The 12085-nt window shown below is 60.5% G+C and carries 10 protein-coding genes and 3 tRNA genes; all 13 read left to right on the forward strand.

The genetic code is table 11. The features are described 5' to 3' along the window. Positions 1-6 precede the first annotated feature (6 nt). The gene (accD, locus tag ABH912_RS31095) at positions 7-927 is read left to right on the forward strand and encodes an acetyl-CoA carboxylase, carboxyltransferase subunit beta (RefSeq protein WP_033061847.1); all 921 of its coding nucleotides are present in this window, start codon (positions 7-9) and stop codon (positions 925-927) included. After that, positions 924-2231 (forward strand): bifunctional tetrahydrofolate synthase/dihydrofolate synthase, encoded by a 1308-nt coding sequence (folC, locus tag ABH912_RS31100; RefSeq protein ID WP_429512663.1) that lies wholly within the window; start codon positions 924-926, stop codon positions 2229-2231. The genes accD and folC overlap by 4 nt, the downstream gene beginning before the upstream one ends. Then, complete coding sequence (locus tag ABH912_RS31105) at positions 2215-2865, forward strand: SPOR domain-containing protein (protein ID WP_033061845.1); 651 nt, start codon at positions 2215-2217, stop codon at positions 2863-2865. Before folC ends, ABH912_RS31105 begins: the two co-directional genes overlap by 17 nt. A gap of 98 nt (positions 2866-2963) precedes the next feature. Next, positions 2964-3524, forward strand: a complete 561-nt coding sequence (locus ABH912_RS31110) for a CvpA family protein (RefSeq protein ID WP_033061843.1) — start codon at positions 2964-2966, stop codon at positions 3522-3524. A 41-nt stretch (positions 3525-3565) separates the two neighbouring features. Beyond that, positions 3566-5071, forward strand: coding sequence for an amidophosphoribosyltransferase (gene purF, locus ABH912_RS31115; RefSeq protein WP_007905939.1), 1506 nt, complete (start codon positions 3566-3568; stop codon positions 5069-5071). An 81-nt stretch (positions 5072-5152) separates the two neighbouring features. Continuing rightward, positions 5153-6364 (forward strand): O-succinylhomoserine sulfhydrylase, encoded by a 1212-nt coding sequence (locus ABH912_RS31120; RefSeq protein ID WP_429512665.1) that lies wholly within the window; start codon positions 5153-5155, stop codon positions 6362-6364. Further along, positions 6361-7137 carry an SDR family oxidoreductase gene (locus ABH912_RS31125; RefSeq protein WP_033061840.1) on the forward strand — a complete coding sequence of 259 codons (777 nt, stop codon included), beginning with the start codon at positions 6361-6363 and terminating at the stop codon, positions 7135-7137. Before ABH912_RS31120 ends, ABH912_RS31125 begins: the two co-directional genes overlap by 4 nt. A 159-nt stretch (positions 7138-7296) precedes the next feature. Then, positions 7297-7372 (forward strand) — tRNA-Val (locus tag ABH912_RS31130). 55 nt (positions 7373-7427) lie between these two features. After that, positions 7428-7504, forward strand: a tRNA-Asp gene (locus ABH912_RS31135). A 93-nt stretch (positions 7505-7597) separates the two neighbouring features. Further along, positions 7598-7674: transfer RNA gene (locus ABH912_RS31140), tRNA-Asp, on the forward strand. Positions 7675-8055: 381 nt separating this feature from the next. After that, positions 8056-8565 carry a sigma-70 family RNA polymerase sigma factor gene (locus tag ABH912_RS31145; RefSeq protein WP_033061839.1) on the forward strand — a complete coding sequence of 170 codons (510 nt, stop codon included), beginning with the start codon at positions 8056-8058 and terminating at the stop codon, positions 8563-8565. After that, positions 8562-9512 carry a FecR domain-containing protein gene (locus ABH912_RS31150; RefSeq protein WP_429512668.1) on the forward strand — a complete coding sequence of 317 codons (951 nt, stop codon included), beginning with the start codon at positions 8562-8564 and terminating at the stop codon, positions 9510-9512. Before ABH912_RS31145 ends, ABH912_RS31150 begins: the two co-directional genes overlap by 4 nt. 67 nt (positions 9513-9579) lie before the next feature. Beyond that, on the forward strand, positions 9580-12003 hold the full coding sequence (locus ABH912_RS31155) for a TonB-dependent siderophore receptor (protein WP_429512670.1): 2424 nt from the start codon (positions 9580-9582) through the stop codon (positions 12001-12003). The last annotated feature ends 82 nt before the right edge of the window (positions 12004-12085 follow it).

Genomic DNA, 12085 nt, shown 5'->3' on the forward strand with positions numbered 1-12085 from the left:
GAAAGCATGAGCAACTGGTTAGTAGACAAACTGATCCCTTCGATCATGCGTTCCGAGGTCAAGAAGAGCTCGGTGCCTGAAGGTCTGTGGCACAAATGCCCGTCTTGCGAGGCTGTGCTGTATCGTCCGGAGCTGGAAAAGACCCTGGACGTTTGCCCCAAGTGCAACCACCACATGCGTATCGGCGCCCGCGCCCGTATCGACATCTTCCTCGACGCTGAAGGCCGTGCCGAACTGGGCGCTGACCTGGAGCCGGTTGACCGTCTGAAGTTCCGCGACGGCAAGAAGTACAAGGATCGCCTGACCGCTGCGCAGAAGCAGACCGGCGAAAAAGACGCACTGATCTCCATGAGCGGCTCCCTGCTGGGCATGCCGGTAGTGGTGTCGGCCTTCGAATTCTCCTTCATGGGTGGTTCGATGGGCGCGATCGTTGGTGAGCGTTTTGTTCGCGCTGCCAACTACGCGCTGGAAAACCGTTGCCCGATGATCTGTTTCGCCGCTTCTGGCGGTGCGCGGATGCAGGAAGCCCTGATCTCCCTGATGCAAATGGCCAAGACCTCTGCGGTACTGGCGCGTCTGCGTGAAGAAGGCATTCCGTTCATCTCCGTACTGACCGACCCGGTCTACGGTGGTGTTTCCGCCAGTCTGGCGATGCTCGGCGACGTGATCGTCGGTGAGCCGAAAGCCTTGATCGGCTTCGCTGGTCCGCGCGTTATTGAACAAACCGTGCGTGAAAAACTGCCGGAAGGCTTCCAGCGCAGCGAGTTCCTGCTGGAACACGGTGCGATCGACATGATCATTCACCGTCAGGAACTGCGTCCGCGCCTGGGCAATCTGCTGGCACAAATGATGGGCCTGCCGACGCCAAAATTCGTCGCCGCGCCAATCGAACCAATCGTAGTTCCACCGGTACCCGCCAACATATGATCGAACGTACCCTTGGCGAGTGGCTCGCCTACCTTGAGCAGTTGCACCCTTCGGCCATCGACATGGGCCTGGAGCGCTCGCAACAGGTAGCGTCCCGCATGGGACTGGGCAAACCGGCGCCTCGGGTGATCACGGTCACCGGCACCAACGGCAAAGGTTCTACCTGCGCATTCGTGGCTTCGTTGCTGCGGGCGCAGGGCCTGAACGTCGGTGTCTACAATTCTCCGCACCTGCTGCGTTACAACGAGCGGGTGCAGGTCAATGGCGTCGAAGCCACTGACGCCGAGCTGTGCGAAGCCTTTGCAGCGGTCGAGGCGGGCCGTGGCGACACTTCCCTGACGTACTTCGAAATGGGCACCCTCGCGGCGTTCTGGCTGTTTCAGCACGCCAGTCTCGATGCGGTGGTGCTGGAAGTCGGTCTGGGCGGGCGTCTGGACACGGTCAATGTGGTCGATGCCGACATGGCACTGGTCACCAGCATCGGTGTCGATCACGCGGACTATCTGGGCGATACCCGCGAGTCCGTAGCGTTCGAAAAGGCCGGCATTTTCCGCCAAGGCGCGCCTGCGCTGTGTGGCGACCTGAATCCTCCACAACCTCTGCTGGATAAAGCGCGCGAGCTCAATTGCCCGTTTTTCCTGCGTGGGCGCGATTTCGACCTCGGCATCACCGATCACAACTGGCAATGGCGCGGTCTTGACGCTCAAGGGCGTGTGGTCGAGCTGCACGATTTGCCGTTGCTCGATCTGCCGATGGAAAACGCCGCGCTGGCGTTGCAGGCTTACCTGTTGCTCGGGTTGCCTTGGGCGGATGCACACATTATTGCTGCGCTGAAGGCCACTCGGGTGGTCGGTCGCCTCGATCGCCGTCAGTTCGACTGGCAGGGCAAGCGCCTGAGCCTGTTGCTGGACGTGGGGCATAACCCGCACGCGGCAGAGTATCTGGCTCGCCGCCTGGCCAGCCGACCACCAGCCGGCAAGCGTCTGGCGGTGTTCGGATTGCTGGCGGACAAGGATCTGGATGGTGTTGTCGGTGAATTGAATGCTAGTGTCCAGCAATGGGCCGTCGCGCCGCTGGATTCACCGCGAGCACGCCCGGTTGCCGATTTGCACGCGGCGTTGCAGAACCTTGGCGCCTCGGTGACATCCTATGACAGTGTGGCCGCCGCCCTGGAAGGGCAGTGCGCGCTGGCGACGAACGACGACGAGATTCTGTTGTTCGGATCATTTTATTGTGTCGCCGAGGCCCTTGAATGGCTGGCCCGGCGCTCCACGGAGGAAGCGGCAAATGGCATTGCTGGATAAGGCATACAAACAGCGCATGGTTGGCGCCCTGGTTCTGGTGGCGCTGGCGGTGATTTTCCTGCCGATGCTGTTTTCCCGTCAGGATGAACAGCGTCAAGTGACGGTTGAAGCCCCGGCTGCGCCGCAAGCGCCTGCGGTGCCGCAAGTTCAGGTCGAGCCGGTGGTGGTGCCTGAGCCGCAAGCGCTACCTCAGGAGCCTGTGCCGAGTGATGATGAAATCGCTCAGCAAGAAGCACCTTCTGCTCCGATTGCCCCGGTTGCGCCTGCACCTGCCGCCAAACCGGTCGCGCCAGCTCCGGCGCCGGTCAACAAACCAACGGTTGCACCTAGCCAGCCCATCACGGCTGCACCGGGCAAACCGGACACGACGCAAAGCCGCGTCGATGCCAATGGCCTGTCGGTCAGCTGGTCGGTGCAACTGGCCAGCCTGTCGAGCCGTGCAAGTGCAGAAAGCCTGCAGAAATCCCTGCGCAGCCAAGGCTACAACGCCTATATTCGGACTGCCGACGGCAAGAATCGGGTGTTTGTCGGACCGCTGATCGAGCGTGCAGAAGCCGATCGTCTGCGTGACTTGTTGAGTCGCCAACAGAACCTCAAGGGTTTTGTGGTGCGTTTCCAGCCTGAGCGTGGCTAAAACTATCGCCCCGATATGAAATGCACTGACAATCGCAGCTTACCGATAGCCATGCGCTCTGCTAAAATGCGCCGCCTTATCCGTCTGTAGGCTGCACTGTGCCATTTACCTGGGTTGACTGGGCGATCGTTGCAATCGTCGCCATCTCCGCATTGATCAGTCTGAGCCGCGGCTTCGTCAAAGAAGCACTGTCGCTGGTGACCTGGATCATCGCAGGAGTCGTCGCCTGGATGTTCGGTGGTTCATTGTCCGAGTACCTCGCCGGATACATCCAAACGCCGTCGGCCCGTGTGATCACGGGCTGTGCCATCATGTTTGTCGCCACGTTAATCGTAGGCGCGATGATCAATTATCTTATCGGCGAATTGGTTCGCGTCACCGGGCTGTCCGGGACCGATCGATTCCTCGGCATGGCCTTCGGCGCCGCGCGTGGCGTGTTGCTGGTGGTCGTGGCGGTCGGGCTGTTGAGCCTGGGGCCGGTACAGCAGGACGGGTGGTGGCAAGAGTCACAGCTCGTGCCAAAATTTCTTTTGGTCGCAGACTGGTCCAAAAACCTGATTCTCGGGTGGAGCAGTCAGTGGCTTGCCAGCGGTATCAGCATACCCGCTGAGATACCGTTCAAGGAGCACCTCTTGCCGATGGCCAAAACGCCTCAGTGAGTTGTGTTCAGTTCAGATCCATTAAGTAGGGGTTGCGTCGCATGTGTGGCATCGTCGGTATCGTCGGTAAGTCGAACGTCAATCAGGCGCTGTATGACGCGCTAACCGTCCTCCAGCACCGCGGCCAGGACGCTGCCGGTATCGTGACCAGCCATGATGGCCGGTTATTCCTGCGCAAGGACAATGGCCTGGTGCGTGACGTGTTCCATCAACGTCACATGCAGCGCCTGGTCGGCCACATGGGTATTGGTCATGTGCGTTACCCGACCGCGGGCAGTTCGACCTCGGCCGAAGCCCAACCGTTTTACGTCAACTCGCCTTACGGCATCACCTTGGCGCACAACGGTAACCTGACCAACGTTGAACAGCTGGCCAAGGAGATTTACGAATCTGACCTGCGCCACGTCAACACCAATTCCGATTCGGAAGTGCTGCTCAACGTGTTCGCTCACGAACTGGCCCAGCGGGGCAAGTTGCAGCCAACCGAAGAAGACGTGTTCGCGGCTGTCACTGACGTACACAACCGTTGCGTCGGTGGTTACGCGGTCGTGGCGATGGTGACCGGTTACGGCATCGTCGGTTTCCGCGACCCGCACGGCATCCGTCCGATCGTCTTCGGTCAGCGTCACACCGACGAAGGCGTCGAGTACATGATCGCCTCCGAAAGCGTCTCCCTGGACGTGCTCGGTTTCACCCTGATTCGCGACCTGGCACCAGGCGAAGCGGTCTACATCACTGAAGACGGCAAGCTGCACACCCGTCAGTGTGCGACCAACCCGTCCCTGACCCCGTGCATCTTCGAACACGTCTACCTGGCGCGTCCGGACTCGATCATCGACGGCGTGTCGGTCTATAAAGCCCGTCTGCGCATGGGTGAGAAACTCGCCGAGAAGATTCTGCGCGAGCGTCCGGATCACGACATCGACGTGGTCATCCCGATTCCGGATACCAGCCGTACCGCGGCCCTGGAGCTGGCGAACCACTTGGGCGTCAAGTTCCGCGAAGGCTTCGTGAAGAACCGTTATATCGGCCGGACCTTCATCATGCCGGGCCAGGCCGCACGGAAAAAATCCGTACGCCAGAAGCTCAACGCCATCGAGCTGGAATTCCGCGGCAAGAACGTGATGCTGGTGGACGACTCCATCGTTCGCGGCACCACCTGCAAGCAGATCATCCAGATGGCCCGCGAAGCCGGCGCCAAAAACGTCTACTTCTGCTCCGCGGCACCGGCCGTTCGCTACCCGAACGTCTACGGCATCGACATGCCGAGCGCGCACGAGCTGATCGCGCATAACCGTTCGACCCAGGACGTGGCTGATCTGATCGGCGCTGACTGGTTGATCTATCAGGACCTGCCTGACTTGATCGAAGCGGTCGGTGGCGGCAAGATCAAGATCGAGAAGTTCGATTGCGCGGTGTTCGACGGCCAGTACGTCACCGGCGACGTTGATGAGGCTTACCTGAACAAGATCGAGCAGGCACGTAATGATGCCTCCAAGGTCAAGACGCAGGCAGTCAGTGCGATCATTGATCTGTATAACAACTGAGTAACTACCGGCCCTGAGGGGCCGGTTTTGTATCTACTAAAAGAATTCCTATTTATAAAAATCGGGGCAAGGAGTGACAGCATGAGTCAGGATTGGGATGCCGGTCGGTTGGACAGCGACCTCGAAGGCGTAGCGTTCGACACCCTGGCCGTACGCGCCGGTCAGCACCGCACGCCGGAAGGCGAACACGGTGATCCGATGTTCTTCACTTCCAGCTACGTATTCCGTACCGCTGCTGATGCGGCGGCACGCTTTGCCGGTGAAGTGCCGGGTAACGTTTACTCGCGCTACACCAACCCGACCGTACGTGCGTTCGAAGAGCGCATTGCCGCGCTGGAAAGCGCCGAGCAAGCCGTGGCCACGGCGACCGGCATGGCCGCAATCATGGCGGTGGTGATGAGCCTGTGCAGCGCCGGCGATCACGTGCTGGTGTCGCGCAGCGTGTTCGGTTCGACCATCAGCCTGTTCGAGAAGTACTTCAAGCGCTTCGGCATCGAAGTCGATTACGTGCCCCTGGCGGACTTGTCCGGCTGGGATGCGGCGATCAAGGCCAATACCAAACTGCTGTTCGTCGAATCGCCGTCCAATCCACTGGCTGAACTGGTCGATATCGCCGAGCTGTCGAAAATCGCTCACGCCAAGGGCGCGATGCTGGTGGTCGATAACTGCTTCTGCACCCCGGCGTTGCAGCAGCCGCTGAAGATGGGCGCGGACATCGTCGTGCATTCGGCGACCAAGTTCATCGACGGTCAGGGCCGTTGCATGGGCGGTGTTGTGGCCGGTCGCAGCGAGCAGATGAAAGAAGTCGTCGGTTTCCTGCGCACTGCCGGGCCGACTCTGAGCCCGTTCAACGCCTGGATCTTCCTCAAGGGCCTGGAAACCCTGAGCCTGCGCATGAAGGCGCACTGTGCCAATGCCCAGCAACTGGCCGAATGGCTGGAGCAGCAGGACGGTATCGAGAAAGTCCATTACGCCGGTCTCAAAAGCCATCCGCAGCACGAGTTGGCCCTGCGTCAGCAGAAAGGCTTTGGTGCGGTCGTGAGTTTCGAGGTCAAGGGCGGCAAAGAGGGCGCCTGGCGCTTTATCGATGCGACTCGCCTGATTTCCATCACCGCCAACCTCGGTGACAGCAAAACCACCATTACGCACCCAAGCACCACCTCTCACGGCCGTCTGGCGCCGCAAGAGCGTGAAGCTGCGGGCATTCGTGACAGCCTGATCCGCATCGCGGTCGGTCTGGAAGACGTGGCAGACCTGCAAGCCGATCTGGCGCGCGGGTTGGCTGCCTTGTGATCGAGTTGTCCGCGCCGGGCACTGGCACCAATGGCCGCGTTGCACTGGTCACGGGTGCTGCGCGGGGCATTGGTCTGGGGATCTCGGCCTGGCTGATCAGCGAAGGCTGGCAGGTGGTGCTGACTGATCTTGATCGGGTGCGCGGTTCGAAAGTGGCGAAGGTGCTCGGCGACAACGCCTGGTTCATCGCCATGGACGTCTCGAACGAAGGGCAGGTGGCGTTGGGTGTCGCTGAGGTGCTGGGGCAGTTCGGACGTCTGGATGCACTGGTGTGCAACGCGGCGGTTACCGATCCGCACAACATCACCCTTGAAAGCCTTGATCTGGCGTACTGGAATCGGGTGCTGGCGGTGAATCTCAGTGGGCCGATGCTGTTGGCCAAGCACTGTGCGCCGTACCTGCGTGCTCACAGCGGCGCGATCGTCAACCTGGCCTCGACCCGCGCCGGGCAGTCGGAACCCGACACAGAGGCTTATGCGGCGAGCAAGGGTGGCCTGCTGGCCCTGACTCATGCCTTGGCGATCAGCCTTGGGCCGGAAATCCGCGTCAATGCGGTTAGTCCGGGCTGGATTGATGCGCGGGATCCTTCCGCACGCCGTGCCGAACCACTGACCGATGCCGATCATGCCCAGCATCCGGCGGGCAGGGTAGGGACGGTCGAGGACGTGGCAGCGATGGTCGCCTGGCTGTTGTCGAAGAACGCCGGTTTTGTCACGGGCCAGGAGTTCGTGGTCGATGGCGGCATGACCAAGAAGATGATTTACAGCGAGTAATTCGGGCAGGGGCCGCGACAGCGGCGGTTTGAGGTTGCAGGCGGCCGTGGGCAGCGCTGCGGGAAATGACATGATTTTGTCTTTTTCAGAAAAACTTCAAGCGGGGTATTGACTTAGCTTCGGTACCTGCGTAAATTTCGCGGCCTCGGAGATGCAAACGGGTGATTAGCTCAGCTGGGAGAGCGTCTGCCTTACAAGCAGAATGTCGGCGGTTCGATCCCGTCATCACCCACCACTTCCGAGAGTCTTGCGAAAGCAAGATGGAAGCTTTTAAAAGCCTCCACCGACGCGCAGCGGTAGTTCAGTCGGTTAGAATACCGGCCTGTCACGCCGGGGGTCGCGGGTTCGAGTCCCGTCCGCTGCGCCATATTTTCCGAGTCAGAATTTATTCTGGTTCGAGATTGAAAGCCTCGAAGCTTTCAGTCAGACGAGTTACTTGGACGAAAGTCCAAAGCGATACGCAGCGGTAGTTCAGTCGGTTAGAATACCGGCCTGTCACGCCGGGGGTCGCGGGTTCGAGTCCCGTCCGCTGCGCCATATCTGCCTCAAGGCCCACTGAACGCCTTGGAGCTACGAAGTTAGCCGCTGGCTACTTCGAGTCGATAGCAAAGACCCTGGTCGAAAGACCGGGGTTTTTTGTGCCTGCGATTTGGCTTTTTCTCCTTTCCCCCGCAACCATGGGTATTCGCATCTGCCGGCCAAATGCGGCCGTGCATCGAATTCTTCCTCCTCTCGACGATTCCCCTCAATAACGCTCAGCCCTGATCAACCGGTGGCTGCGTGGCAGAAACACCTGTCTTTCATTCGCGTATCCAGGTTTTTCCTTGGGGCGAAACACATAAAGCGCTTGGTTTGACGTATCAACACTAATTAGAATGAGTCGCATTTAAAATATTTCTTCGCGCAGGGTTCCTTTAGATGAGTGATGCAGCGATGCCGGCGGCGCAAACCTTCCACGACCTGTACCGCGACCATCGTGGCTGGCTCGAAAGCTGGTTGAGACGACGCATGAGCAATGGCCATGATGCGGCGGACTTGAGCCAGGATACGTTCGTGCGTTTACTCGCCAGCTCCCAGCACATCGCCGACCTGCAAGAACCCCGCGCCTATCTGGCGACAGTCGGCAAGCGGCTGCTGAGCAACTTCTATAAGCGCCGCAGCCTGGAGCAGGCCTACCTCGACGCCTTGGCGCTGCTGCCCGAGGACTGCGTGCCGTCCCCCGAGCAACGTTGGTTACTGCTGGAAACCCTGCAAGCCCTGGACGAATTGCTCGATGGATTGCCGACCGCGGTGCGCCGGGCGTTTCTCTGGAGTCAGCTGGAAGGCCTGGGTTATCACGAAATTGCCGAACGCCTGCAAGTCTCGGAGCGCACGATCAAGCGCTACATGGCGCAAGCCTATGAGCATTGCCTGCTGGTGGAATTGTGATCGGTTCGCCGCCTTCGGCTGAAGCCCGGCAAGTCGTGCGGGCTGCCGCTCAATGGCTGGCGCTCATGGAATCAGGCGCCGCCAATGATCGCGACCGTGCCAATCTGCAGCACTGGCGTGACAGCCATCCCAGTCACGAACAGGCCTGGCAGAAAGCCCAGCTCTTGCGCCAACGCTTTACCGACCTGCCGTCGGCACTGGCCATGGCCAGCCTGGATCGGCCGCAGACGAGTCGGCGCACGGTGCTCAAACGCGCCGTCGGGGCGGTGGCGCTGGTGCCAACCGCCTGGCTGATCAGCCGGCAGCTACCTCTGGATGTCTGGCGCGCTGACCTGCGAACGGCGACCGGGGAGGGCAAAAAGGTCCAGTTGGCCGATGGCAGCTCGCTGCAATTGAATACCGCAAGTGCCGTCGATATCGACCTGAAGAACCGGCGACTGACACTCGTGGAAGGCGAAATAGCGCTCAATGTTCCCAGCACATCGCCGCTGACGATTCAGACGCGTTTCGGGCAAGTGGTCGCCAGTCAGAGCGAAGTGTGCGTTCGTCAGGGGCAGACGGGGTGCAAGGTGTCAGTGCTTAAAGGTGCGGTGCAGTTGCAGCCTTTGCGCGGACCGGTCTTTTCATTGCGCGCAGGCCAGCAAGTCAGCCTTCAGGCGATGGGTGCCGGACGCGTCGAACCTTTCGATGTACTTGCGCCTGGCTGGCGCGACGGCGTGTTGATGGCACAGAACCAGCCCCTGGGCGATTTTTTGCGCGAACTCAGCACCTATCGTCCGGGATTGTTGCGCTGGGAACCGGAACTCGAATCCCTGCGCGTCACCGGCAGTTTCCGTCTGGAAGACACCGATCGCATCCTGACGTTGCTGGCGGCCAGCTTGCCGCTGGAAGTGCAGAGGCGAACCCGCTACTGGGTCACGTTGCTGCCGCGCAAAAATAGTGTTTGAGGTGTGTCCCCTTTTTTCGCGTCGCTTGTCATTCAAGGTAAGTGAAACGAAATCAGAGAGATTCTCAATGCCTGTAGTGATGCCCTGCAGTACGCGTCTGGGTTCTTCCAGACTGCGCCCGTTGTTGCACTTGAGTCTGATGCTGAGTCTGAGTGCCTGTCCGTTGTTCATCACTGCCGGTTGGGCCGAAGACGCGCCTCGACGCAGTTACCAGGTGCCGGCAGGCAGCCTCAGTGCAGCGCTGACCCGTTTCGCCGGGCTGGCCGGGGTCAATCTGTCAGTCGACCCGGCACTGGTGGGCGGTCGCACCAGCCCTGGACTTTCCGGCGAGTACGCGGTGGAGGAGGGCTTTGCCCGTCTGTTGCAGGGTTCCGGTCTGCAACTGCAACCGGTAGGCGAAGAGGCGTACATCCTGACCCCGGCGCCAGAAAGCGGCAGCCTGCAACTGGGGGCCACCTCGATTGTCGGTGCCACTGACTCGGAGCACGGCGATCCATATGCCGGCGGTCAGGTCGCGCGTCGCGGTTCACAGGGCCTGCTGGGCTCGAAAGACTTTATGGAAACGCCGTTCAGCATGACCACCTACACCAGTGAGGTGGTCAAAAACCAGCAGGCGCGTACTTTGGGCGACGTGATCGCCAACGATCCCTCGGTTCGCGCCACCAACCCGGCGGGTGGGCGCTATGAGCAGTTCACCATTCGCGGGCTGAGCCTGTTCAACAGTGATGTGTCCTACAACGGTCTCTACGGCGTCCTGCCGACCTATACGATCGACATGGAGATGGCCGACCGCGTCGACGTCCTCAAAGGCCCCAGCCAGCTCATCAACGGCATCTCGCCGCGGGGCAGCGTGGGTGGCGGGATCAACGTGGTGCCCAAGCGCGCGACCGACAAGCCCATCACTTCATTCACCGGCAGCTACGCGTCCGACAGCCAGGTCGGTGGTGCCGTGGATGTCGGCCGGCGCTTCGGTGAAGACAATAAGTTTGGCCTTCGTTTCAACGGCGTGAAGCAGTCCGGCGACACTGAATGGGATCACCAGAATGTCGACCGCGAGATGGCTGTGCTGGGCCTGGATTTTCGCGGTGAACGCCTGCGACTCTCGACGGACATCGGGCGCACCGAACGTGATACCGACGCACCGCAGGAGCGCGTACAGGTTGGCCCTAACGCGCAGGTTCCGCATGCCAGCGATGTGCGCCGCAACTATGCGCAGCCCTGGAGCAAGGCGAGTACCAACGACACTTTCGGCATGGTGAACGGCGAATTCGATGTCAACGATTCCGTGATGCTGTACGGCGGTGTGGGCGCGCGCAAAAGTAACCATGACTTTCTCCGTCATGCTGTTTCGGTTATCAACAATGCTGGCAATTTCAGCGTTCTACCCCGTGACTTCACCCGTGACGAAAATGTCCGGACGGGCACGGCGGGGGTGCGCAACTGGTTTCATACCGGCCCGGTGAGCCATGAAGTCAACCTGGCTGCCAGCTATTACTACATGGACTTCGAAAATGGTGGCGCCCGTTATGCCGCAGGCAACAGCAACCTCTACAACCCCGTGACAACACCAACGCCTGTCAGAGCCACGCGACAGGATTCGAAGGTCTACACCGAGAACCGCTCCACCGGTGTGGCGTTGTCCGACACCCTGGGTTTCTTCGATGACCGTCTGCTGCTGACCCTCGGCGCCCGCTGGCAGCGCGTGAAGGTTGACGACTGGACCGATAACGTCAGAGGCGACACCGGCTACGACGAGGAAAAGGTTTCGCCGTCAGGCGGCATCCTGTTCAAGGCAACCGATAAGCTGTCGCTGTATGCCAACTACATGGAAGGCCTGAGCCAGGGCAAGATCGCGCCGTCGACCTCGGTGAACGAGGACGAGATTTTCCCGCCGTTCATCAGCCGCCAGGTCGAGGTCGGCGCCAAGTATGACGCCGGTGCGTTCGCCGTCACCGCCGCCGTGTTCCGGATTAAGCAGCCGGCTTACGAGACCAACGCGACGACGCGCGTCTTCGGCCCGAACGGCAAGCGTGAGAACACCGGTATGGAACTGAGTGTGTTCGGTGAACCGCTCGATGGTTTCCGTCTGCTCGGCGGTGTCATGTACATCGACAGCGAGTTGAGCAACACCACCAATGGCACCTTCGACGGCAACCGGGCGCCGGCTACGCCGAAATACAACGTCAACCTGGGTGCCGAGTGGGACGTGCCAACCGTACAGGGCCTGACCCTGACCAGCCGCGGTATCTATTCCAGCTCGCAGTACCTGGACCAGTCCAACAACAAGGAAATCGACTCCTGGGAGCGTTTCGACGTGGGCGCACGCTATGCGTTCAAGGTCGAGGAAAAGAACATCACCCTGCGTGCCAATGTCGAGAACGTGGCGGACAAGCGCTACTGGAGTTCGGCCGGTGCCTCGGATGACAGCGAGCCTGGCTTGACGCTGTCGACCCCGCGCACCTACCTCCTTTCTGCGACTGTTGACTTCTGATCCACCCGTGTCATGCGCCCCAGGGATCGGGGCGTCTTTGTTGGACCATGACCTGATTCGTATAGAGGAAGGACCTATGCAC

This window comes from Pseudomonas sp. BT76 TE3572, from assembly GCF_050435365.1.
GTDB classification, from domain to species: domain Bacteria; phylum Pseudomonadota; class Gammaproteobacteria; order Pseudomonadales; family Pseudomonadaceae; genus Aquipseudomonas; species Aquipseudomonas fluorescens_W.

Excerpts from the sequence above, each read along its gene's own strand:
- ABH912_RS31120 (WP_429512665.1), top strand. The coding sequence starts at position 5,153 with ATGAGTCAGGATTGGGATGCCGGTCGGTTGGACAGCGACCTCGAAGGC.
- accD (WP_033061847.1), top strand. The coding sequence starts at position 7 with ATGAGCAACTGGTTAGTAGACAAACTGATCCCTTCGATCATGCGTTCC.
- ABH912_RS31105 (WP_033061845.1), top strand. The coding sequence starts at position 2,215 with ATGGCATTGCTGGATAAGGCATACAAACAGCGCATGGTTGGCGCCCTG.
- purF (WP_007905939.1), top strand. The coding sequence starts at position 3,566 with ATGTGTGGCATCGTCGGTATCGTCGGTAAGTCGAACGTCAATCAGGCG.
- folC (WP_429512663.1), top strand. The coding sequence starts at position 924 with ATGATCGAACGTACCCTTGGCGAGTGGCTCGCCTACCTTGAGCAGTTG.
- ABH912_RS31155 (WP_429512670.1), top strand. The coding sequence starts at position 9,580 with ATGCCTGTAGTGATGCCCTGCAGTACGCGTCTGGGTTCTTCCAGACTG.
- ABH912_RS31145 (WP_033061839.1), top strand. The coding sequence starts at position 8,056 with ATGAGTGATGCAGCGATGCCGGCGGCGCAAACCTTCCACGACCTGTAC.